Origin of the sequence: Corynebacterium sp. HMSC05D03 (assembly GCF_001807205.1) — a bacterium.
In the GTDB taxonomy this organism is placed as follows: Bacteria; Actinomycetota; Actinomycetes; order Mycobacteriales; family Mycobacteriaceae; genus Corynebacterium; species Corynebacterium aurimucosum.
Genome location: NZ_KV788180.1, coordinates 17,164 through 40,048, shown reverse-complemented (window position 1 = coordinate 40,048; position 22,885 = coordinate 17,164). Strand labels below are relative to the sequence as shown.

At 61.9% G+C, this 22,885-nt stretch carries 22 protein-coding genes and 1 tRNA gene; 16 read left to right on the top strand and 7 right to left on the bottom strand.

The window, feature by feature from the left end:
* From HMPREF3147_RS08365 to HMPREF3147_RS08340, 6 genes are all read left to right on the top strand, one after another.
* A complete protein-coding gene (locus HMPREF3147_RS08365; protein ID WP_070446683.1) occupies positions 1 to 966 on the top strand; it encodes a PhoH family protein in 966 nt (321 codons plus the stop codon).
* Positions 963 to 1,538: an rRNA maturation RNase YbeY gene (gene ybeY, locus HMPREF3147_RS08360; RefSeq protein ID WP_070446682.1), complete on the top strand. Its 576-nt coding sequence runs from the start codon at positions 963 to 965 to the stop codon at positions 1,536 to 1,538. Before HMPREF3147_RS08365 ends, ybeY begins: the two co-directional genes overlap by 4 nt.
* Before the next feature lie 114 nt (positions 1,539 to 1,652).
* The gene (gene pdxY, locus HMPREF3147_RS08355) at positions 1,653 to 2,501 is read left to right on the top strand and encodes a pyridoxal kinase PdxY (protein ID WP_070446681.1); all 849 of its coding nucleotides are present in this window, start codon (positions 1,653 to 1,655) and stop codon (positions 2,499 to 2,501) included.
* 534 nt (positions 2,502 to 3,035) lie between these two features.
* Positions 3,036 to 4,031, top strand: coding sequence for a GTPase Era (era, locus tag HMPREF3147_RS08350; protein ID WP_049157277.1), 996 nt, complete (start codon positions 3,036 to 3,038; stop codon positions 4,029 to 4,031).
* 17 nt (positions 4,032 to 4,048) lie between these two features.
* Positions 4,049 to 4,765, top strand: coding sequence for a DNA repair protein RecO (gene recO / locus HMPREF3147_RS08345; protein WP_070446680.1), 717 nt, complete (start codon positions 4,049 to 4,051; stop codon positions 4,763 to 4,765).
* 10 nt (positions 4,766 to 4,775) lie between these two features.
* Positions 4,776 to 5,528 (top strand): isoprenyl transferase, encoded by a 753-nt coding sequence (locus HMPREF3147_RS08340; RefSeq protein ID WP_070446679.1) that lies wholly within the window; start codon positions 4,776 to 4,778, stop codon positions 5,526 to 5,528.
* A 67-nt stretch (positions 5,529 to 5,595) separates the two neighbouring features.
* Here the strand turns inward: HMPREF3147_RS08340 and HMPREF3147_RS08335 are convergent, their stop codons facing one another.
* Complete coding sequence (locus tag HMPREF3147_RS08335; protein WP_070446678.1) at positions 5,596 to 6,015, bottom strand: Fur family transcriptional regulator; 420 nt, start codon at positions 6,013 to 6,015, stop codon at positions 5,596 to 5,598.
* A 27-nt stretch (positions 6,016 to 6,042) separates the two neighbouring features.
* The gene (locus HMPREF3147_RS08330) at positions 6,043 to 6,342 is read right to left on the bottom strand and encodes an ArsR/SmtB family transcription factor (protein WP_070446677.1); all 300 of its coding nucleotides are present in this window, start codon (positions 6,340 to 6,342) and stop codon (positions 6,043 to 6,045) included.
* Positions 6,343 to 6,532: 190 nt separating this feature from the next.
* Here HMPREF3147_RS08330 and HMPREF3147_RS08325 point away from each other — a divergent pair, with 190 nt between their 5' ends.
* From HMPREF3147_RS08325 to HMPREF3147_RS08315, 3 genes are read left to right on the top strand one after another with little or no spacing between them, the layout of a single operon-like run.
* Entirely contained in the window at positions 6,533 to 7,912 is a 1,380-nt protein-coding gene (locus HMPREF3147_RS08325) for a glycine--tRNA ligase (RefSeq protein WP_010190757.1), read from the top strand.
* Entirely contained in the window at positions 7,912 to 8,430 is a 519-nt protein-coding gene (locus tag HMPREF3147_RS08320) for a hypothetical protein (protein ID WP_070446676.1), read from the top strand. Before HMPREF3147_RS08325 ends, HMPREF3147_RS08320 begins: the two co-directional genes overlap by 1 nt.
* Positions 8,430 to 8,867, top strand: a complete 438-nt coding sequence (locus HMPREF3147_RS08315) for a hypothetical protein (protein ID WP_070446675.1) — start codon at positions 8,430 to 8,432, stop codon at positions 8,865 to 8,867. Before HMPREF3147_RS08320 ends, HMPREF3147_RS08315 begins: the two co-directional genes overlap by 1 nt.
* Before the next feature lie 605 nt (positions 8,868 to 9,472).
* Here the strand turns inward: HMPREF3147_RS08315 and HMPREF3147_RS08310 are convergent.
* Positions 9,473 to 11,533, bottom strand: coding sequence for a TPM domain-containing protein (locus HMPREF3147_RS08310; protein WP_070446674.1), 2,061 nt, complete (start codon positions 11,531 to 11,533; stop codon positions 9,473 to 9,475).
* 44 nt (positions 11,534 to 11,577) lie between these two features.
* On the opposite strand from HMPREF3147_RS08310, the gene HMPREF3147_RS08305 reads away from it, so the two are divergent.
* The 3 genes from HMPREF3147_RS08305 to HMPREF3147_RS08295 all read left to right on the top strand — a co-directional run bounded on the left by HMPREF3147_RS08305 (position 11,578) and on the right by HMPREF3147_RS08295 (position 16,961).
* Positions 11,578 to 12,162 carry a YdcF family protein gene (locus tag HMPREF3147_RS08305; protein ID WP_070446673.1) on the top strand — a complete coding sequence of 195 codons (585 nt, stop codon included), beginning with the start codon at positions 11,578 to 11,580 and terminating at the stop codon, positions 12,160 to 12,162.
* Between the two features lie 11 nt (positions 12,163 to 12,173).
* Positions 12,174 to 13,448 carry a deoxyguanosinetriphosphate triphosphohydrolase gene (locus HMPREF3147_RS08300; RefSeq protein WP_070446672.1) on the top strand — a complete coding sequence of 425 codons (1,275 nt, stop codon included), beginning with the start codon at positions 12,174 to 12,176 and terminating at the stop codon, positions 13,446 to 13,448.
* A gap of 246 nt (positions 13,449 to 13,694) precedes the next feature.
* Positions 13,695 to 16,961, top strand: coding sequence for an immunoglobulin-like domain-containing protein (locus tag HMPREF3147_RS08295; protein WP_070446671.1), 3,267 nt, complete (start codon positions 13,695 to 13,697; stop codon positions 16,959 to 16,961).
* Between the two features lie 76 nt (positions 16,962 to 17,037).
* Here the strand turns inward: HMPREF3147_RS08295 and HMPREF3147_RS08290 are convergent, their stop codons facing one another.
* Positions 17,038 to 17,271 (bottom strand): barstar family protein, encoded by a 234-nt coding sequence (locus tag HMPREF3147_RS08290; RefSeq protein ID WP_070446670.1) that lies wholly within the window; start codon positions 17,269 to 17,271, stop codon positions 17,038 to 17,040.
* A gap of 3 nt (positions 17,272 to 17,274) precedes the next feature.
* Complete coding sequence (locus tag HMPREF3147_RS08285) at positions 17,275 to 17,784, bottom strand: guanyl-specific ribonuclease (RefSeq protein WP_070446669.1); 510 nt, start codon at positions 17,782 to 17,784, stop codon at positions 17,275 to 17,277.
* A 156-nt stretch (positions 17,785 to 17,940) separates the two neighbouring features.
* Here HMPREF3147_RS08285 and dnaG point away from each other — a divergent pair, with 156 nt between their 5' ends.
* Positions 17,941 to 19,869, top strand: coding sequence for a DNA primase (gene dnaG, locus HMPREF3147_RS08280; protein WP_070446668.1), 1,929 nt, complete (start codon positions 17,941 to 17,943; stop codon positions 19,867 to 19,869).
* Here dnaG and HMPREF3147_RS08275 read toward each other — a convergent pair.
* Entirely contained in the window at positions 19,866 to 20,141 is a 276-nt protein-coding gene (locus tag HMPREF3147_RS08275; RefSeq protein WP_070446667.1) for a hypothetical protein, read from the bottom strand. The two genes, dnaG and HMPREF3147_RS08275, sit on opposite strands and share 4 nt — an antisense overlap.
* Before the next feature lie 218 nt (positions 20,142 to 20,359).
* Between HMPREF3147_RS08275 and HMPREF3147_RS12860 the strand changes: the two genes are divergently transcribed.
* From HMPREF3147_RS12860 to HMPREF3147_RS08265, 3 genes are all read left to right on the top strand, one after another.
* Complete coding sequence (locus HMPREF3147_RS12860) at positions 20,360 to 20,497, top strand: hypothetical protein (RefSeq protein ID WP_168160907.1); 138 nt, start codon at positions 20,360 to 20,362, stop codon at positions 20,495 to 20,497.
* A gap of 95 nt (positions 20,498 to 20,592) precedes the next feature.
* A complete protein-coding gene (gene wecB, locus HMPREF3147_RS08270) occupies positions 20,593 to 21,750 on the top strand; it encodes a non-hydrolyzing UDP-N-acetylglucosamine 2-epimerase (RefSeq protein WP_070446666.1) in 1,158 nt (385 codons plus the stop codon).
* Positions 21,751 to 21,824: 74 nt separating this feature from the next.
* Entirely contained in the window at positions 21,825 to 22,487 is a 663-nt protein-coding gene (locus HMPREF3147_RS08265) for a DUF1707 SHOCT-like domain-containing protein (RefSeq protein WP_070446665.1), read from the top strand.
* A gap of 209 nt (positions 22,488 to 22,696) precedes the next feature.
* Here HMPREF3147_RS08265 and HMPREF3147_RS08260 read toward each other — a convergent pair.
* Positions 22,697 to 22,769, bottom strand: a tRNA-Asn gene (locus tag HMPREF3147_RS08260).
* Between the last annotated feature and the right edge of the window lie 116 nt (positions 22,770 to 22,885).

The following is a 22,885-nucleotide window of genomic DNA, read 5'->3' as shown; positions in this document are numbered from 1 at the left end:
GTGCCTATTATCACCACCAAGTTTGATCTCGATTCCGCCTACCTCGCCACCGTGCTGGGGCCGGCGGACGATAACCTGCGCGTTTTGGGCAACCTCGTGGGCGTGGACCTCTTTGCCCGCGGGACCACAGTTACGGCTGCCGGCCCGGATTATGAGGTGGCCCGCGCACGCAAGGTTTTAGAGGAGCTCGAGGCGATTGCACGCCGCGGCCATCCGGTGAGCACGGATACCGTGAAGCACACCCTGGACCTTGTCACAGTGGATGCTCCAGCCTCCGTGTCTGAGACGCTCGCGGCCGATATCGTCTCGCGTCGCGGCAAGGCCGTGCGCCCGAAGACGGTGGGGCAGTCGCGCTATGTGCAGGCCATTGACGAGAACACGATTGTCTTTGGCATTGGTCCGGCCGGTACCGGTAAGACCTACCTGGCGGTGGCCAAGGCCGTCCAGGCCCTGCGCGCCAAGCAGGTCAGCCGCGTCATCTTGACCCGCCCGGCCGTGGAAGCAGGGGAGAAGCTGGGATTCTTGCCTGGCACCCTCAATGACAAGATCGACCCCTACCTGCGCCCGCTCTACGACGCTTTGCGGGACATGATCGACCCGGAGATGATTCCGAAGCTCATGGAAGCCGGCATCATTGAGGTCGCCCCCTTGGCCTATATGCGTGGCCGCACGCTCAACGATGCCTTCGTCATCCTCGACGAGGCCCAAAACACCACGCCGGCGCAGATGAAAATGTTCCTGACGCGTTTGGGCTTTGGCTCCACCATCGTGGTGACCGGTGATATCTCCCAGGTGGACTTGCCGGGTGGCCAGGTCTCCGGTCTGCGCCTGGTGCGCCGCATCCTGAAGGGCGTGCCGGATATCCACTTCGCGGAGCTGGGCTCTGCTGATGTGGTGCGCCACCAGCTGGTCGGGCGCATCGTGGAGGCCTACGACAATTTTGCTGAGCAGGAGGAGAAGAAATGAGCATCGAGTTTATCAACGAGTCCGGCTATGACGGCGTCAACGAGGAGATGCTGATCGACGTCTGCTCCTACGCCCTCGGCCGCCTCGACGTGAATCCGGATGCCGAGTGCACCATTACCGCGGTGGACCTGGACACCATCGCGGAGCTGCACGTGCGCTGGATGGACCTGGAAGGCCCGACCGACGTGATGAGCTTCCCCATGGATGAGCTCACCCCGGGTGCTACAGGCGGGCGCCCCGACGCAGCGGAGGCCGGACCGGCCATGCTGGGTGATATCGTACTCTGCCCGGAGTTTGCGCAGCGCCAAGCCACCGCGGCCGGCCACTCCCTGGGGCACGAGCTGGCTCTGCTCACCGTGCATGGTTGCCTGCACCTGCTGGGCTATGACCACACGACTGCGGCGGAAGAGAAGGAAATGTTCGGCCTGCAGAATGAGCTGCTGGCGGACTGGTACGAGGACTTGGCAGCACGCGGCGTGAGCTACCAACCTAAGCCTTCTGGCCCGAAGGCCTTCCCGGATGCCGCCGAGCGCGCCGAGCTGGACAAGGAAGTACCCGGCGGCGGCATCTAAAGTGGCCCGGCGCGGGCTTGGTGCCGCGCCTGACACGGCCGCGCTAAGACAGCGTGTTTGCTAAATAAGGCCAATCGTTGAGGTGTGTGGTGGGACGTAGCACAATAGAGGATTATGAACATCCTCTCCATCCAGTCCCACGTCACCTTCGGCCACGTGGGCAACTCCGCAGCAGTCTTTCCCCTTCAGCGCGCTGGCCATGAGGTGTGGCCGATTCACACGGTGAACTTCTCCAACCACACCGGTTATGGCGATTGGGGCGGGCCGATGATCCCGGCGGAAGAGGTCACGGCGATTGTGGACGGCATCGAGAAGCGCGGTGCTTTCCCGCGCATTGATGCGATCTTGTCCGGCTACCAGGGTGGGCCGGATATTGCCGGTGCCATCGTGGACGCGGTAAACCGCATCAAGGCTGTGAACCCGAAGGCCCTCTACGCCTGCGACCCGGTGATGGGCAACGCTAAGTCCGGTTGCTTTGTCTCCGATGAAATCCCGCCGCTGCTGCGCGATAAGGTCGTTCCGGTCGCGGACATCATCACCCCGAATCAGTTCGAGTTGGGCTACCTGACTGACTCCGAGGTGGGCACCTTGGAGCAAACGCTTGCCGCGGTGAAGCGCGCGCAGGAGATTGGTCCGAAGACTGTGCTGGTGACCTCGGTGCAGCGCCCAGAGACCAGCGAGGACGAGATTGAGATGCTCGCCGTTGATGGCGAGCGCGCCTTCCTGGTGAGCACCCCCAAGCTGCCGTTCAAGCGCAACGGTTCGGGTGACGTCACGGCCTCGCTCTTTACTGGTCACTACGTGGAAACCCACGATGCGAAGGAAGCGCTCAAGCGCACGGCTTCCTCGGTCTTCGACTTGCTGCAGAACACCTACGAGGCGGATTCGCAGGAGCTTTTGCTCATCGAGTCCCAGGACGCCTTTGCTCACCCGCAGCTGCAATTCCGGGTGGAGGAGCTCTAGCCGCCAATCCGTGACCGCTGCCCGCGCGCCTTTGCAGCTTGAGGCTTGGCGGTCTCGCGCACCAGTCTGAGTCTCGGCCTTACGTGGCCCTGCCGTCAGCCTTCGCTGTGGTCCCGCAAAAGGTGCCCGGCAAACGGCATCTCCCAAAAGGCGTCTCTGGTAGTAAAAACGCCATCTGGACGCCGCAAAAGGCGTTTTTAGGCGTGAAAACGCCTTTTAACAGATGCCTCCTGGAAGATGCCATGTGGCGCAAGCTTTTTCGCAGTCGCCATGCGGCGGATACGCTCGCGCCATCAACTCTCACCCTCGCGCACCGCTGCTTTCGTGGCCCACCTTCAACGATGTGGTTTCCAGCCATAAGGTTCTACTCACATGGTTCGGGTCAGAAGGTTCTCTTGGGGGCAAACAAACCTTCTGCAGGTCGCTAGATGGTTCGTTTGGGGGCAAGGAAACCTTATGACTAGAACCGTCTGACTGGAACCATCTGCGCAGCGCGAAGGAACCACCGGTGCGTGCGTTATGATATGAGGCAATATGAGCACTGATTTCGATGCCGCCTTCGCCGACCTACCAGCCGAGGGCGAAGCCAACCCCGCCGACTACTCGCAGTACACCGACACGCCCGAGGGCTTCCGCTCCGGCTTCGTGTCTTTCGTCGGCCGCCCCAATACCGGCAAGTCCACCCTGACCAACGCGCTGGTGGGGCAGAAGATCGCCATCACGGCGGACCAGCCCGAGACCACCCGCCACCCCATCCGCGGCCTGGTGCACCGCGAGGATGCGCAGATCGTCCTCGTCGACACACCTGGCCTGCACCGCCCGCGCACTCTGCTCGGCGAGCGCCTCAACGAGGTAGTCAAAGACACGTATGCAGACGTTGACGTCATCGGCCTGACCATCCCCGCGGACGAAAAGATTGGCCCCGGTGATCGTTGGATCTTGGAGAACGTCCGCAAGGTCGCGCCGAAGACCCCCATCATCGGCATCGTCACCAAGCTAGATAAAGCGTCCAAGGACCAAGTCGGCGCCCAGCTGCTCGCCCTGCACGAGCTGCTCGCGGAAGAGAACCCCGATGCCGTGGTCATCCCCGTTTCCGCCACCGAGCGCGTGCAGCTGGATGAGCTGACCCAGGTCATCGTGGACCACCTGCCCGAAGGCCCCAAGTTTTACCCCGATGACCACGTCACCGACGAAGACCAGTCCAAGCGCATCGCCGAGCTGATCCGCGAGTCTGCGCTCTCCGGCCTGAAATACGAGCTGCCGCACTCGGTTGCCGTCGAGGTCGATGAGATTCTGCCTAGCCAGGAGCGCCCGGACGTCCTCAACGTCCACGCCATCCTCTACCTGGAGCGCCCCGGCCAGAAGCGCATCATCGAAGGCAAGGACGGCCGCCGCTTCCGCCGCATCGTGGGTACCGCCCGCAAGGAAATCATTCAGCTCCTTGGCCAAAACGTCTACCTTGACCTGCGTATTAAGGTGCTCAAGAATTGGCAGTCGGACCCGAAGGCGCTGGGCCGCCTGGGCTTCTAAAGCCGGAGAACTTCCACATGCGCGAAAACTTCCGCGACCGCGCCCTTGTCATCCGCTCCTATGATTTCGGCGAGGCGGACCGCATCATCGTGCTCTTGACCCGCCACCACGGCCTCGTGCGCGGGGTGGCCAAGGGAGTGCGCCGCGCCAAGTCGCGCTTCGGCTCGCGCCTGCAGCTCTTCGTTAACCTCGACGTTCAGCTCTACCCAGGGCGTAACCTCTACACCATTTCCCAGGCCGATACCGTGGATTACTTCGGCGCGCGCATCATCGAGGACTACGAGCGCTATACCGCTGCGTGTGCTGCCCTCGAATCCGCCGAGCTCCTCGCCGCCGCTGATGCCCCCGGCGATCCCTACCTCTATGAGGCCTGCGTCGATGTCCTCGACAAGCTTCAGCACGGCGATCCGCTCATGCTTCTCGATGCCTTCCTTCTCAAAGCCATGTCCCACGCCGGCTGGGCTCCCAGCCTTTTCGATTGCGCCCAGTGCCAAAGACCCGGCCCGCACCACGCCTTCCACCCAGCCGTGGGCGGGGCCGCCTGCCACCAATGCCGCCCACCAGGCGCCGCCGAGGTAGACCCAGAAACCCTGCACCACATGTGGCTCATCGCCCATGACCACCCCAGTCAACCAACGAACGCCCAAGCCCAAGAGGCCCATCGCCTCACCCGCGCGCACCTGCAATGGCATCTTGAGCGAAGCGTTGGCGCGTTGGGGATCATGGAACAGTAGACTGTAACCCGTGATTACGCCTGACCCGAACCGAGTTCTTCATCCGCCCGCTATCCCGCAGGAGTTCCTGCCGCGCCACATCGCGCTGGTCATGGACGGCAACGGCCGCTGGGCAGAGGAGCGCGGCATGAAGCGCACCGAAGGTCACCGTCGCGGGGAAGCAGTGCTTCTCGACGTCGTCGATGCCTGCCTCTCCCTCGGTGTTCCTTACCTTTCCGCCTATGCCTTCTCCACCGAGAATTGGCGCCGCAGCGCGGAGGAAGTCCGCTTCCTCATGGGCTTTAACCGCGACGTGCTGCGCCGCCAGCGACACTGGCTCAACGAGAGGGGAGTGCGCGTGGTGTGGGCCGGCCGCCGCCCGCGCCTATGGCGCTCTGTTATCAAGGAGCTCGAGGCCGCCGAGGAGCTGACTAAGGACAACACCAAGATGACCTTGGTGATGTGCGTGAATTACGGTGGGCGGGCTGAGCTTGTCGACGGCATCCGGAAACTCGCCGAGCAAGTCTCCCGCGGCGAGCTGGACCCGCGCTCCATCAATGAGAAGACGGTCAGCTCGGTGATGTATGACCCCGATATGCCAGACGTGGATTTGTTCTTGCGCCCCTCCGGTGAGAAGCGCACCTCCAACTTCCTGCTGTGGCAGTCGGCTTACGCAGAGATGATTTACCAGGACAAGCTCTTCCCGGATTTCACTCCGGAAGACTTGTTCGCCGCGGTGGAGGAGTACGCGCGGCGCGACCGCCGCTTCGGCGGCGTCAAGTAGCGCGCGAGCTGTGTAGTGCTGTCAGGGGGATGAAGATATCCTCGATGTGGCAGGAAAAGTGGCGTGTCTAAGACGCCGCGCGGCACTCGGCGCAGATGCCGAAGATTTCGGCATCGTGCCCGGTGAGCTCGAAGTCGTGCTCCTTGGCTACCGAGGAGGCCCACTCTTCAATCGGGCCGCCATCGATTTCTTCGGTGCGGCCGCATTTGGTGCACACCAAGTGGTGGTGGTGCGCATCGCTCTCGCAATGGCGGTAGAGGGTCTCGCCGGAGGGCATGTGGAGCGCATCAACAGCGTCAATCTCCGAGAGTGACTGGAGCGTGCGATAGACGGTGGTGAGGCCGACTTTCTGGTTACCGTCGAGAAGCGCCTGGTGAATGTCCTTGGCAGAGACGAACTTATCGAGACTGCGCAGGACCTCAACGACGGCGGTGCGCTGGCGGGTATTGCGAGCGCCGAGTTTGGGAATACTGTCGTGGATGGCCATGTGGCTTAGTTTATCAACACACTTCCATTAAGAGGTGGCCAGTGAGGCGTCGCGAAGCAAAGGCAGCACCTTAGGGGCCACCAAAGAGTAACGGACTTCGCGGCCGGTGCGCTCGCTGTCGACGATGTTCGCGCGTTTCAAAACCCGCAGGTGCTGACTAATAAGTGGCTGCGATTTGCCGGTCGCGGAGACCAGTTCGTGGACGTAGTGATCGCGCTCGGCCAGGCGCTGGATGATGTCGATGCGCAACGGTGAATCCAAAGCGCTAATGACGGAGGCAGCCGCCGCCAGATCGAGGGGAGGGGTGTCAGTCTGGGTGTTGGTCACGCCGTTCACCTTCAGTCATTTCTATCGGTGGAGAGTTAAAAAGAGAACTATCGGCACTATAGCTGAAGAATGCGGAAATGTGTATAAAATGCACCACACTTCTGGGGTGAAGGCACGCGGTGCTAAGGGGCACGCTAGACTAGGCCGCACTGTATAAAGACTGTCCCCTACCAGAGGAGTCCCATTAGCTATGGCATCCGTCATTGATACCGTCGTCAGCCTGTGTAAGCGCCGCGGCTTGGTCTACCAGGCAGGTGAAATTTATGGCGGTTCCCGCTCTGCGTGGGACTATGGCCCGCTTGGCGTCGAGCTCAAAGAGAACATCAAGCGCCAGTGGTGGCGCCACATGGTGCAGTCCCGCGATGATGTCGTGGGTGTCGATACATCTGTGATCCAGCCGCGCCAGGTGTGGGTGTCCTCCGGCCACGTTGAGGTCTTCACCGACCCGCTGGTGGAGTCCAAGCACACCGGTAAGCGCTACCGCGCCGACCACCTGATTGAGGCTTATGAGGAAAAGCACGGCCATGAGCCGGCAAATGGCCTTGCGGATATTAATGATCCGGAGACCGGCCAGCCGGGTGACTGGACCGAGCCGAAGGCTTTCTCCGGTCTGCTCAAGACCTTCCTAGGTCCGGTCGATGATGAGCAGGGTCTGCACTACCTGCGCCCGGAGACCGCGCAGGGCATCTTCGTGAACTTTAAGAACGTGATGACCTCGGCGCGCATGAAGCCGCCGTTCGGTATCGCCAACATCGGTAAGTCCTTCCGTAACGAGATCACCCCGGGTAATTTCATTTTCCGCACCCGCGAGTTCGAGCAGATGGAGATGGAGTTCTTCGTCAAACCGGGCGAGGACGAAGAGTGGCACCAGTACTGGATCGATGACCGCTTCAACTGGTACATCGACCTCGGTATCAAGAAGGAGAACCTGCGCCTCTACGAGCACCCGCAGGAGAAGCTTTCCCACTACTCCAAGCGCACCGTGGACGTGGAATACGCCTACAACTTCAAGGGCTCCAAGTGGGGCGAGCTGGAAGGCGTGGCCAACCGTACGGACTACGACCTCTCCGTGCACACTAAGGGCTCGGGCGAGGACCTGTCCTACTTCGACCAGGAGGCTGGCGAGCGCTGGACCCCGTACGTCATCGAGCCGGCTGCCGGCCTGGGCCGCGCCATGATGGCCTTCCTCATCGATGCCTACGACGAAGAGGAGGCCCCGAACGCCAAGGGCGGTACCGATAAGCGCGTGGTGCTGCGCCTGGACCGCCGTCTGGCTCCGGTCAAGGTGGCCGTGCTGCCGCTGTCCAAGAAGGAAGAGCTGTCCACCCCGGCCCGCGAGCTGGCCAACAAGCTGCGCGCCAACTGGAACGTGGAGTTCGATGTCTCTGGTGCCATCGGCCGCCGCTACCGCCGCCAGGATGAGATCGGCACGCCTTTCTGCGTGACCTATGACTTCGACACCCTCGAGGACAACGCGGTCACCGTGCGTGAGCGTGACTCCATGGAGCAGGAGCGCGTCAAGCTCGACGAGCTTGAGGCTTACCTGGCCGCCCGCCTGGTTGGCTGCTAATGCACTACACCAGCTGGGACCGCAGTGACCGCCAGAACCCGGTCCTCCTCGTGGGGGAGGGGCCGGCGTCGTTGGGCATGTTCCAGGAACGCTCGGCGGATGTGGAAGGCGAGCACTGGCGCTTAGGCCTCGATGACTTGGGCGCGTCAGTGACCTTGGAGGATGACCGCGTCTACCGCCTGGCGGGCAACCCCAAGCGCGATAAGCGTTTGGAGGCCTCGCTGGACGGGCGCACCTTTGCCTTCATCAACGAGGCTGGTGGCGACTGGATTGTTGAAGACCACGACGGCCTTAAAATCGCGCAATTTTCCTCCAAGAACTCTGGCGTGCGCAAGGCCATCCTCGAGTTCGAAGGCGAGGACAGCGATGATTCCGATGACCTCAGTCATTCGGAGATTGCTGCCCTGAGCTGGTTTACGCGCGTCATCTTGGAGGCCCGGACGCAGAAAACCGCGATTCCGATCATCGCGACGCTGCTGCTCATGACCATCGTCGCCATTGTTGCGGTGCTTCTCTGATGCAGCGCTGGGTGTGGCGCGATGAGGCGCTGGTGGATGGCGCGGGCGAAGTCATCGCCCGCGTGACTCCGACGGGCCTGCTGCTGCCTCAAACGGGCACCACCATCGCCTTCAAGCACACCCCGGGCGCGCGGCGCTTTACCGTGCGCGGGGCCGACTTTTCCGCGGAGCAGGCCAGCTTCACGGTGAACAAGCTGCGCGCGCTCTGTCAGGGCCGCGAGTACTTGCTTGAGCGCACGAACCCCTTCCGCCGGCAGCGCCGTATCCTTGCGCTTTCGGACGCTGCCTCTTCGGGCGCCACCACCGAGGTCGCCCGCACCACCCCGCGGGGCCGCGGCCTCGAAGTCGCGGTGGGCGAGCTCCCCCTCACCGACGTCGTCTTCACCAGCTACTGTTGCCTGCTTCTCGACGGCCCCACCCGACCCCTTCGCGCCTAACCCACCTTCCGCGGTATAACCAGAACCGCTATGCGGGCAGTGGACTTTGTCCTCAGCGAAGAGCTCTTCGAGCATCCTCGCTCGGCTTGGTATGCCGGTAGAGGGCTCGCGTCAGATGGTTGCAGTCATAAGGTTTGTTTGCCCCCAAACGAACCATCTAGCTCGGTGTAAAAGGTTTACTTGCCCCCAGGTAAACCGTTTGACTGCAACCTTTTGAGAGAAGCCTTTTGACGAGAACCATGTGCATGACCGGTCTACGCCTACCGTGTATGTGCACCACCCCGTGTCCGAGGAACTGATTGGCCGGCTACCGAGACGCGGTCCAATCGCCGGATGCGTGCACAGGAAAACCGGCCGAAGGCATCTCGCGGACGGCATCCGACAGAAGGCATCTGACAAATGGCGTCTGTCAAAAGGCGTCTTTGGGGCTGAAAACGCCTTATGGAGGGCGCAAAAGGCGTTTCTAGCTGTGAAAACGCCTTCTAGAAGATGCCTTTTGCAAGGCGCCTTTTGCGAGATGCCTTATGGGGCCGCCCCGGTTATGAGATGCCGGGTGTGGGCCGCGGGCTTCGAGGCCTAGGCGCGGAAAGGGGAAGTAGGGGCGGCTAGAAGGAGCCGCCGCGGAAGCCGCCTCCACCGCCGCCGCCCGAGAAGCCACCGCCGCCGAAACCACCGCCACCGGAGAAGCCTCCGCCGAAACCGCCATCGAAGCCACCACCGCGGTGGCCGCTGGAGCCTCCGCCGAGAATCTGGCCGATAACCATGCCAGTCAGAATGTTGCCCGCGGCATCAGTGGCCTGGCGGCGCTGCTCCTGGCGGCGATAAGCCTCCAGGTCTTGCTTCGCGCGGTTGAGCGACGTCTGCGCGGCAGAAGCCGCATCGCGGGAATAGTTGAGCGCCGCGCGTAGGTCCTTTGACGCGGAGTTCTGGGCTTGGGCGAAGAGACGGGTGGCATCGGCGAGCGCCACGCGCGCATCGGGGCCCACCACGCGACCACGCGAGGAAAGCAAGTCCTCAGCCGCCTGAATGGCGGACTCGGCCGCAGCAATCTGCTGGCGGTAGAGCGCAATTTGGCGCTCGCGGGTGGCATTGGTCTCGCGGACAGTATCGAGCTGCTCATCTAGCTTGCTATCGATAGCCGTCAGCGCTGTGTACTGTCCCAGCGGGTCTGCCTGGCCATGCTGGCGAGCCGTACTCAGCGCCTCCCGGGCCTCCGCAAGCAGTGATTCCAGCGCGGACCAATCAGCAGGGGAGCCCTGGGCCTTGCCGCGCTGCTCGAGGTGCTGTGCTTCAGCGATTTCTTCCTCAACCTCATCGATGAGCGCAGGCAGGTTATCGCGCGCCGCCGTAATCGAGTTCTCTGCATTCTCCACTGCATTAAGCAGCCGGTCCGAGACCTCCAAGGCGTGCTCGGCATCGCGGATATAGCCCACCAAAGGACCCTGCTGCCCGGCCGGCTGGGACTGCAATTCCCGGCCGCGCGAAAGCAGTTTCTCGGCCTCATTGAGCGAGACCTCCGCCATCTCCGGGTTATCCGCAATGGAGGACAGTACTTCCTCGGAATAAGAGCCGCTGAGAGTGGACAGCGTCGTGCGGGCCTGCGGCAGGCGCCCGCGCAAGTCCACCGTGCGCTGAGTCAATTCATCGAGCTTGGAGCCGGCGTTGATGAGCAAATCACGCATCGTGGCAAAGTCGGCAGCCTGCTCATCCAGCGCATCATCGGCCTGCCCGCAGGAGGAGATAATCTCCACCAGCATCTGGCGGCGCTCCGCCGTCGATTCCGGAAGGTTGTCCTGCAGCTTCTGCTGCAACTGGAAAGCCTTCTGCAACGTCAGCGTGGAGTGGTTCATTGCGCGCGTGAACGGGCGGGTGCGCTCGGGGCCGAACTCGGCCACCGCAATATCCAGCTCCTCCTTGCCGCGGCGGATCGATTCATCCGTGGAGACCAGCTCTTCCTGTGCCAGCTTCTCCAAGGTGTCCACATCCAAGCGGTCCAGCTGTGCGGTATTACTCGGCTCAATCTGGCGCGCCGACTCCAGCGTGGCCGCCGAGTCCTTCTTGGTCTTGCGCCGGCTCGCCACCACGGCGCCACCACCGGCAAGAGCCAGCGCACCCGCGCCGCCCGCCAACCACAGGCCACCAGAGCCATCAGAATCGGAGGAACCAGCCGAGCCGGAAGAAGAGGACCCCGAAGAACCGGTCGCGGCAGCGTCGACAAGCGCGAGCGCGGAGGGGCCGTACTGGTGACCGTCGGCAAGCTTGGCATAAGCCGCCTCATACATCACGTCTAGACGCCCGCGCGGCCACTCATTACCCGTTTGCACGCCTATGGTGGAATCATCCACGCCCACCACATAGGCTGCGGAGTTCGGCCCCTTAGACTTCACAATGCTGTCCGCATAGCTCTCCGCGCCCTCCGGCAGCGAGGAGGCAAAGACCACGAAAATGACCACGTGGTGCTCCTGCTGCAGTGTGCTAATCTTGTCTTCCAACTCGGCCTTTTCCGAATCCGAGAGCACCCCCGCCTCATCCGTTACCTTATCCGTGAGCGAGGCCGCCTCCGGCGCGGCAAGAACGAAATCCGCAGCCATAGCGGGGCTAGCAGTGGCCAACCCCAACACAAGAGCAGCAAGGGCGGCGCGACCAAAACGAGCAGCAGTAGTCATGCGCACCACGATACCTTCCCATTCATCGCTAGAGTGGTCAGACAGTGAAGTACGTTATTGTCCTCGGCGCTGCGCAATACGACGGGCGCCCCTCCCGCATCCTGTCCGGCCGTGTGCGCTTCGCCGCCGAGTACGCCGCCGCGCACGACCTGCCCATCATCACAGTCGGTGGGAAGCTGCCCGGCGATAGGTTCACCGAAGCCGGGGTAGCCAAGCGCTTGCTTGACGACGAACCCCTCACCGTCACCGCCCTGGAAGAAGGCCTGGACACCCGCAGCGAGCTGGTTGCTGCCCGCGACAAGCTGGGTGTGAGAGAGGCCGTCATCATCACCGATCCGCTCCACCGCCTGCGCACCTTCCTCATCGCCCGCCAAGAGGGGATTGCGGCCACGGTGCTGGGCACGCCCTATTATCCTTCCCCGCGCTTTTCCATCCCCTGGTGGCGCTACCTGGCCCACGAGAGCGGTGGCTTGGCCTACCTGGGCTTGCGCACCTTGCTGGGGGAGGAGCGCACCGAAGGCGTGCGCGCGGCCTTCTACCGCATCGAGCGCCTCATCCGCCCCAACCAGGCCCTGCGCCACCGCGTCATTGGCGCGAGGCAGCCCCAGGATGGCCAGGACTCCGCCTAAGCTGGAACACTGTGAGCTATTCCTATCGTGCAGAAGACGTCGCCCGCCTTGCCTCCGAGTCACCCAAAGGCTCGGCCCTGCTCAAAAGCGAGGAGCACCGCGGCGCCTTCTCCCGGGACCGCGCCCGCGTCCTGCATTCCGCGGCCCTGCGCCGCCTGGCGGATAAGACCCAAGTGGTGGGCCCGCGCGATGGCGATACCCCGCGCACTCGGCTGACACACTCCCTGGAGGTCAGCCAGATTGCCCGCAGCATCGGTGCGGGCTTAGGGCTGGACCCGGACCTGTGCGACATGGCGGGTCTGACGCATGACATTGGCCACCCGCCCTACGGCCACAACGGCGAGAATGCCCTCAACGAGGTGGCCCTCGGCGGCTTCGAGGGCAACGCCCAGACCCTGCGCATCCTGACCAAGCTGGAGCCCAAGGTAGTGCTGGATACCCCGGCGGGCCCGCGCAGCTATGGCCTCAACCTCACCCGCGCCTCACTCGACGCCGCCTGCAAATACCCCTGGACCAAGACCAACCCGGATGGCACCACCAACCGCAAATACGGAGCCTATGACGAAGACATCGACGTCTTGGAATGGCTGCGCCAGGGCCACGCCGATCAGCGCAAGTCCATGGAGGCGCAGGTCATGGACTGGTCGGATGACATCGCCTATTCCGTCCACGACGTCGAAGACGGCATCATCTCCCGCCGCATCTCTTTGAGCGTGCTCTGGGACCTGGTGGAGCTGGCCAACCTCGCGGACAAGGGCGCCAAGGCCTTCGGCGGTACCGCCGACGAGCTCCTTGAGGCCGCCGACCGCCTGCGCCAGCTGGATGTCATCAATGCCATCGGCAACTTTGATTACTCCCTGCGCTCTTATGCCAACTTGAAGAAGATGACCTCCGAGCTCGTCGGCCGCTACGTGGGTGCTACCGTCTCCGCCACGCTCGCAGCTAACGCCGGCCCGCTTGGCCGCATGCACGGCGACCTCGCCGTCCCACCGGGTGCGGTGGCGGAGGTAACCCTGCTCAAGACCATCGCCGTGCTCTACGTCATGGATGAGCCCGCCCACCTGGCCCGCCAGGACCGCCAGCGCGAGCGCATCTACCGCGTCTACGACTACCTGGTGGCCGGCGCGCCGGGCTCGCTAGACGCCACCTTCGCCCTGTGGTGGAAGCAGGCCGACACCGACCTGGAGCGGGACCGCGCCATCATCGACCAGATCGCCTCCATGACCGAATCACGCCTGGAGCGCCTAGCGCAGCGCAGCGCCGATCTCTTCGGCTTCCTCAGCTAGCCGGCAACCAGTCAGCAGCAGACCAGCACCAAGCCCAGCAGCGCCGTGCCCCACACAACGGCACAGCATCCCAAGAGACGCCTGTCACCCGATAGTTGAACACCGTTCACTTGGGTGTTACATAGCTGACAACTCTTCTTAAAACCGGCCACCTAACCTCAGGCAGGTCCGCCTGCCGCCAGGCCCCCTTTGAAGCCTGCCCGCAGCGGAAGTCTCTTCATTTGCGTTAACTGTCAAGGAATTTTTATGTCTCAGAAAAAGCTGCATAAAGCCGCGCTCATTGCCTCTATCAGCCTCGTTGGCTCCAGCCTCGTCTCTCCCGCACTCGCCTCCGCCCAGGACCTGCCCCAGGCAGACATCCTGGATCTCTCCTTTGAGAACGGTGTCATCAGCAACTCCGCCTCCGATGCCGAGCCGCTGAAGATCGGCGAGCCCACTGTAGAGCAAGACAGCGTGCTTGAGCGCCCCGTGGCTCACTTCGATGGCCGCAAGGATGCCGTCGGCTTCGACATCGGGGATAAGTTTGACCAGATCAAGGACGGCTTCACCGTCGAGTGCGTCTTCCGCTACGACGGGGACTTCGACGGCAACGAAAAGAGCCTCTGTGCCAACAAGGAAGCCGGCGGCTGGGCCATGGTCATCTACGGCGACCAGCTCACCTTCACCGTCAACGGCAGCGATGGCTACAAGAAGGCCCAGCAGCAGGTGGAGCCGGGCCAGTGGTACCACGCGGTCGGCGTCTATGACGGAAACAAGAGCGAGCTCTACGTCAACGGCGCCAAGGTGGCTGAGAACACCGAGATCAACGGCGAGGTGACCAAGCCCAAGTCCAATTCCACCGCCGTGATGATCGGCGCGGATTCCGGCCGGGATAACGCCGCTCAGTTCTACTCCGATGCCGTGGTCAGCGAGGCCCGCATCTTCTCCGATCCGCTGGGCGAATATGAGATTTCCGCCCTCTACGAGGATTCCAACCTGAGCACCGATAAGAAGGCGGAGATCACCGGCTCCACCCCGAGCGCGGGTCAGCACCTGACGGGCCCGGTGACTTTCGACGTCCAGTTCAACGACGCCGCCCTCATCTCCCGCGAGCTCACCTACACCCTGGACGGCGAGGACATCGAGCTGGGGCAAGAAATCGGAGCTGGCCTCAAGGAAGGAAACCACTCCATCCAGGCCGAGGGCCGCGATGTCTTTGGCAACCCCATCTCCCAAATCATCGATTTCACCTCCGGCAACCTCCCGGGTGCCGCCGGCACCGACTCCACGCAGAGCGGCGAGGGCATCACGATCTCCGCTCGCGCCGATAACCCGAGCGGTGGGGACGTGGAGACCACCTTCACTGAAGCCGATGTGGCTGTAGCAGAGAAGGGCTTCCAAGGCACCTTCACGGATATCCCGGAGAGCCTGGACTTTAAGTACGAAGACGGCGAGGACTTCGACAAGGCCCTCAACCCGGACAACGAGGATGCTCAGGAGACCAGCTCCACGGAGCACATGCCCTTCCAGCGCTTTAACCTGAAGCTCAAGGACGCTGAGAAGAAGACCCACGACATCGCCTGGTCCGGCACCGTGGACCCCAAGCGCTCGGTGCGCCTCATGGCCTGGAACACCACAACCAATAGCTGGGAGAAGTTGGCAGAAACCCGCGGCGCAGCCGACGCTCAAGTAAGCCTCAGCGCGGAAGTCAACCAAGATTTCGTCGACGGTGACACAATCCACACCATGCTGGTGGGCTACGACGTCTTTGCCGATGACCTCAACGAGCCCGTCAACGAGCAGTTCGCCGATACCAGCGACTATGACTTTTCCATCGCCCACCACACCGATACCCAGTACCTCTCCGAAGGCGCGGTAGAAAAGGCCACCGCCGAGGAGCGCAAGAAGTGGGAAGAAAGCTACACCGCTGCAACCCAGTGGATTGCCGATAACGCCGACGAGCGCAAGATCGCCTACTCCGCCCACACCGGTGACATCATTGAGAACTGGATTGGCAAGGACAATGACCGCCCCAATGCCAAGAAGGAATTCGAGGTAGCCTCCAACGCCCAGAAGATTCTGGAGGACGCCGGCGTAGTCAACGGCGTGCTGCCCGGCAACCACGACAACCAAAGCGGAGCGGACGTCGGCGCCGGCAACCTCTACAACGAGTACTTCGGCCCGGAGCGCTACGAGGCTCAGCAGGGCAAGGGCAAGTGGGCTGAGCAGGACGCCTCCTACCACCCCTATGCTGAGGGCGATAACGACAACCACTATGACCTGTTCTCCACCAACGGCATGGACTTCATCGCCCTGCACCTGGGCTATGACGTCACTGAGGAGGAAGCGGCCTGGGCGGATAAGGTGCTCAAGCAGTACTCCGACCGCAACGCCATCCTGCTGACGCACGCCTACCTCAAGCCTTCGGCGAGCCCGGATGGCCGCGGCTCGGACTTCTCCCACGATGGCGTGATGGTCTACGAGAACGTCATCCAGAAGAACCCCAACGTGGCCCTGGTCCTGGCCGGTCACGAGCATGGCGTGTCCATCGTCAGCCGCAAGGACGTCGGCCACACCAACAACCACGTGGTGGAGCTTCTCGCGGACTACCAGTTCTACGAGGTCGGCTCCGATGAGCTGGGTCTGACGGAGATCGGCGACTATGACGGTGACACTGGCTTGCGCTTTGGCTCCAGCTACCTGCGCCTCTTGCAATTCGATCTGCAGAATTCAGAGATGATCGTGGATACGTATTCGCCGCTTCTCGACGACCACAACGCCACCGAGTACGACGACCGCCAGCGCTACAACGGCCACGAGGACGAGTTCCGTGTGCCGATTCAGTTCCAGACCCGCAAGACCAGCTTTGCGACGAACTCCATGCTCGCCCTGACCGATACCGGCAAGGAGATTGGCAAAGACACCGCCAAGTCCGGCTGGCCCGCCAGCGTGACCTACAAGGACGTCAAGGCCGGCCAGGCCTACGGTTGGTACGCCACCTCCGCCGACGCCTCCTCCAAGGAGGACACCAAGCCCGGCATCGTGCGCCAGTTCGGCGTCTTCACCGCGCCGAAGCAGCAGGAGAAGGATAACAAAGCACCTGAGCTCACCGTCCCCAGCGACAAGCTCACCATCACCAAGGGTGAAAAGGCCAACCTTCTCGAAGGTGTCAGCGCCAAGGACGATAAGGACGGTGACCTCACCGACAAGGTGAAGGTCGTTGGAAACATCGACACCGCCAAACCGGGCGTGTACTCCGTCACCTACACCGTCACCGACTCCGCCGGCAACCAGGCCCTGGCCTCCCGCGTCGTGGAAGTCACCGCCGGCAGCCAAGGCGACAACACCGACAACGGCTCGAGCGACAGCGACAGCGACAGCTCCAGCAGCTCGAGCCGGGGTAACGGCAGCGTCCTCCCCGCCATCCTCGGCGCCCTCTTCGGCGCGGCAGGCGCCACCGCCATCATCGCCGGCCTGCTGAACTACCTCGCACCTGAGGTCCGCGACACCATCAAGCGCGCCCTCGGCCTCTAAGGCCTAAGGTCCCGGCTGGGCCACCGCCCGCCGGGGCACCACGCGCCGGGCCAGCACCCGCCGGCCCACAACCTCACTAGCGCACGAGCGCGACACCCTGGTCCTCCAGCACCATGCTGATGGGGGCCAGGTCTTCTTCAACCATGTCGAAGTCCGCGGCGATAATCGCCACGATGTGTTGCTCGCGCAGGAAGTCCGCCAGTGCGTCGAGGTTGCGCGGGGCGCCGGAGGTGCAGCCGCGCAGGCGGCCGAGCGCGCCATAGAGGTCCTCGCGCGTGCGGATGGGTTCAGTGATGAGAATGCGTTGCATGCCTTAGTCCTCCGCGTCCGGGATGCTGCAGAAGCTTTCGTAGTGGTCATCGGTGTAGTACCAGACATCCGGGTCGGTCTCACTGCCACCGCCGGTAACAATACGCTTGGCCCCGCGGTGCCCAATCCCCGGCGTTTCCACGGTGTATTCGCGGTAGTAGTTCTTCGTCTGCTGCGGCAGCACGCCCTCATAGTTTCCGAAACGAACGTTGTCATTATCCGGGTAGTCATAGGGCCCGCCGGCCAGGATGTCCTCGGCGGTCTCGTGTGCCTCCTGCGGCAGGGAGTCCATGGCGCAGGTGGGCAGGTCTGACCCGCCCTGCTTTGCGACGTCCCCCTTAGCCCCACCAGCTGCAGAGGATGCACCCGCCGCAGCGGAAGACGGCGCTGCCTTCTGGTCCGCACCATCGCTTGAGCTACCAAGGTCAATGCCGAAGTAGCCCGCGACGAGGACCAGAACCGCGCCACCGATGAGGGCCGGCAGCGATTTTTTGGAGGGGGAGGATTGGGACATGGCCCCATCATTGCAGCTATAAGGCCTGAAACAGAAATCCGGAGCAGGCCTTTTCCCAATCCCCACCGCGGGGTCATTACGGATGTGGGAACAAGCAATAAGGATCCACCCAGCAGTGGGTACCTGTGTGTCCTCTGGGCGGGGTAGTCTGTACGCATGGCACGAGGCAGAATTCCGGACAGCGACATCCAAGCTATCCGTGAACGCGCGCCTATTGATGAAATCGTGGGCGAGTACGTTCAGCTCAAACCCGCTGGTTATGACTCATTGAAGGGCTTGAGCCCTTTCAAGGATGAGAAGACCCCGTCTTTCCACGTGCGCCCGCAGCGCGGCTATTATCACTGCTTCTCCACTGGTAAGGGCGGGGATGTCTTCAGCTTCCTCATGGAGATGGAGCAGGTTTCCTTCCCGGAGGCCGTTGAGGCCGTGGCCCAGAAAATTGGCTACCACATCAATTACCAAGGCGGCTCCACCGGTGCCCGCGATGAAAAGCCCGGCACCCGCCGCCGCCTTATCGCCGCGAACAAGGCTGCGCACGAGTTCTACCGCCAGCAGCTAGAAACCCCGCAGGCCGCCGCCGGACGCGAGTTCCTCTTGGACCGCGGCTTCTCCAAGGAAATCATCTACGAGTTTGAATGCGGCTATGCCCCGGAGGGCTGGGATACCGCCACCAAGCACCTGCTGCGCATGGGCTTTTCCTTTGAGGAGCTCGAAGCCGCCGGCATTTCCAAGATGGGCAAGCGCGGCCCCATTGACCGCTTCCACCGGCGTCTGCTGTGGCCCATCAAGGACCTCTCCGGCAACGTCATCGGCTTCGGCGCGCGCAAGCTTTTCGACGATGACAAGCTGGGCAAGTACATGAACACGCCCGAAACCATGCTTTATCACAAGTCCAAGGTGCTCTTCGGCCTGGATTTGGCCAAGCGCAACATCGCGGAGCAACACCAGGCCGTGGTGGTGGAGGGCTATACGGACGTTATGGCCATGTATGCCGCGGGCGTGAAAACTGCCGTGGCTTCCTGTGGCACCGCCTTTGGTGCGGACCACCTGCAAGTCCTGCGCCGCCTCATGTTGGATGATTCCTACTTCCACGGCGAGCTCATCTACACCTTTGACGGTGACGAGGCCGGCCAGAAAGCCGCCATGCGCGCCTTTGAAGGCGAGCAGAAGTTCACAGGGCAGTCCTTCGTTTCCGTGGCTCCGGATGGCATGGATCCCTGTGATCTGCGCTTAGAGCGCGGCGACACCGCCGTGCGCGACCTCGTGGCGGACCGCATCCCCATGTTTGAGTTCGTCATTCGCTCTGTCATCTCGGACTTCAGCATTGACTCGGCCGAAGGTCGCCTCCAGGCCCTGCGCCGCGCGGTGCCTGTGGTGGCGCAGATTCGCGACGCCCCTTTGCAGCGCGAGTACGCCCGCCGCCTGGCCGGCTGGGTGGGCTGGCCGGACCCGGAAGAAGTACTCCACCAAGTACGCCAAGAGGCCCGCAAGCCGAAGAAGGAACAGCGCCCGCGCTTTGCCTCCCTGGAGGAGACCTCCTCTGCGCCCGCGCAAACCAACGCCCCCGTCATGCACATCCCCGGCCCACGTGAGCCACACCTGTGGCCGCAACGTGAGGCCCTCAAGCTGGCCCTGCAGTACCCGCAGATCGCCGGCAGCTACTTCGACGGAATCACCGACGACGCCTACTCCAACGAGGCCTATCGCACTATCCGCCGCGCTATCTCTACCCTCGGTGGCGTGACCGCCGGTGCTGAGCAACCCGGCGTGGAGTGGCTGGCCGCCGTAGCTGGCGAAATGCCGGACCTCATGGCCCGCAACTTCGTCTCTGAGCTCGCCGTGGAGCCCATCAAGCTGGGGGAGACCGGCAACCCCGATACCGATCTTGAGGCCTACGCCGATTCCGTACTCTCCCGACTCCAAGAGGCACGCGTGGGCGATCAAGTAGCACAGCTCAAAGCCCAGCTAGGCCGCATGCGCCCCTCCGACGACGAAGAGTCCTATAACTCACTCTTCGCCGACCTCGTCGCCCTCGAGCAGGCCCGCCGCGAGCTCAATGACCGCGCCTTCCGCGGCGTGCGCTAATCTTCGTCCGGCTCGTAAATCCGATCCGGCTGCACTCCATCCGCGGCGCCGCGCTTGCCGCGGCGCCCCTTGTTGTAATCCTTAAGCTCTCGCATTCGCGGTTCTGGGTCCAAGCGGTTGGCCACAGCCTTGCGCGCGGAGCGCACTGCGGCCTTGGTGGCGGGGGAGTTCACAGCCTTTTCATAAGCGCCCTTAATTTGGTGGTAGCGCTTGCGCCCAGCCTTGGTTCCAAAGACGTATCCGGCGGCAGCACCCACAACAAATTGGATCATTGGAAACTAGTCATCCCCTTCTTCAGCCGGCTTGACAGCCAGCGTTTGCGTACGACGTACGGGAAACGTGCAATTCTCATGAACAGCCTACCTGCCTCAGCAGTCTTGGGCAGGCGGCGGCCGGGCAGTGGAGCTAGCGGTGACGGGGAATAGTGATAAGGAATAGATATGACGTGAACTCTTCCCATAATGCATTCGCTTCAGTTAACTTAATACCTGTGAAGACTTCTAAGCATACGTATGCGGCATCGGCAGCCGTAGCGATGTCAGCGCTGCTCACCGCCAGTGTGGCGGCAGCTGAGCCCCGTACTGCCGGGCTTGAAGAGCCGCGCGAAGTCACCGTGAGCGAGGACTAGAGATCATCTTTTCGAAACCACCGAGCCATGTGCGCGAAGCATAAGCGCTGTAGACTCTTATGGGAATTCTCTCCCGGTAAAAACGAAGGATGTCTATGTCTAAGCCAAAGATTATGACCGTGTACGGAACTCGCCCTGAGGCCATCAAGGTGGCACCGGTCATCAAGGCGCTGGAGAAGGACGAGCGTTTTGAATCCGTAGCCGTCTCCACTGGCCAGCACAAGGAAATGCTGGAACAGGTCAACACCATGTTTGGAATTGAACCCAAACTGGACCTCCACCTCATGAAGCCCGGCCAAGGACTCAATGAGATTGTCTCTCGTGCACTCATGGGGCTCGACGAGATCATCGATGCGGAGCAGCCGGATGTCATTATTTCCCAGGGTGATACTTCGACTGCAATGACTGCAGCTCTTGCTGGTTTCCACCGCGGTGTGAAGATCGTTCACCTTGAAGCAGGTCTGCGCACCGGTGACATTCACTCTCCGTTCCCGGAGGAAGCCAACCGTAAGCTCATTGGTCAAGTAGCCGAGCTACACCTTGCTCCGACGGCAGGCTCGATGGAAAACCTGCGCCGCGAGAACGTGCGCTCCAAGGACATCGCAGTCACTGGTAATACCGTCATCGATGCTCTGCTGGAAGCCGCTAGCTGGGATACTGCGTTTGAGGATCCTGCCCTACAGGCGGTGGCTGAATCCGACAAGCGTCTGGTTGTGGTCACCACCCACCGCCGCGAGAACCTTGAAGCGATGAAGGAAATCGGCGGCGCGGTCAAGGACCTTGCAGAGAGTTATTCGGACATCAACTTTGTTCTGCCGCTGCACCTAAACCCGAAGGTCCGTGAAGCTGTGCTGCCGGAAGTCGAGTCTTTGCCCAATGTTCTCATCACGGATCCGCTTCCGTATGACCAGTTCACCAAGCTGCTTGACCGTGCAACCATCATCCTCACTGATTCCGGTGGAGTCCAGGAAGAAGCGCCGGCTCTGGGTAAGCCGGTCTTAGTCATGCGCCAGAACACTGAGCGCCCTGAAGCTGTTGTTGCCGGCACTGTGAAGCTTGTGGGCACCAACCGTAGTCTCATTGTGGCGGAAGCCAAGCTTCTGCTCGATGATGACGCCGCGTACACCTCAATGGCCAATGCTGTTAACCCATATGGCGACGGCAAGGCCGCAGAGCGTGCCGTTGCCGCTATTGCCGAGCTCCTCGGCGTAGGGGAGCGTCTGCCGGATTTCGACCCCGGCATTGAGCTATAGCGAAACGAAATGAATGGGCAGGCGTGCGGTTGTAGTCGACTGCCCATTTATGCGGTTCCACGTAAAGTAAAACCATGGAACCACGCGACATTAAATGCACTAACTCTCAGCGCACCACAACTTCTCAAGTCTTAGCTGACGCGATGTCCGTCGGCCAACTCAGCGTCGCCGAATTTGAGGAACGCTCTTCTGCATGCGCCGACGCCACGACGCGCGGCGAGTTGCTCGACCTTGTTTCAGATCTCCTTGAGGACCCCGGAAGCGTACTCTTCGGTAGCCACGAGGTCGCTTCGAAGAGCTCTCATGAGCTGAAGTCTGTTGATGGTGAACTCGTCACTACTGTTAACTGCGCATTAGCTCAAATCGAACCGTCCGTGAACGGTGCTCAGAGTCTTTCTCTGGGCATCTTTGGTGGCACTACGGTTCGAAGCACCCCCATTGCCTCTCGTCACACTTCGATGGGTATTTTTGGCGGGACAGACGTAGACCTGCGCGGTGCTGCTCTACAAGAGAAAACCACTACCATCCAAGCGGTTGGGCTCTTTGGTGGAGTCGATATCTGGATCCCCGAAGGTTTCCGCGTCCGGGTGAACGGCATCGGCCTTTTCGGCGGTCACGACATCAAGGTAGACCGTGGAGCTATCGATCCTGCTGAGCTACCTGCTAGCGCTCCAGAAATTGTCGTCAACTGCTTTAGCCTCTTTGGCGGTGCAGGCGTGCATGTTGTGAAGCGCTAACACGGCGACGTGGACTATGACGGCAAGGCATTTCCACGACAATAGTCACCGCAACATGCGGATAAGGGATGAGAAGAAGGGCCTTAAATCTCAAAGACGAGATTGACCATATGCTGGACCTCAAGCCTAGAGATGCCCTTTAACTAGCTGAAATGCTTGAAACGTAGACAGACAAGCAAAGGCCGCTTGAAACTCAAGCGGCCTTTTCGCTCCTCCAACTGGGCTCGAACCAGTGACCCTTCGATTAACAGTCGAATGCTCTGCCAACTGAGCTATGGAGGAATATGCGTATGCTGCTGAGCAAATCGCTTTGCTCTGTGCAACGAGAAGTAACTATATATGGAGGACGCTTAGAATGGCAAATCGGCAGGTAGTGCAGGATATATCGGGAGAAAACT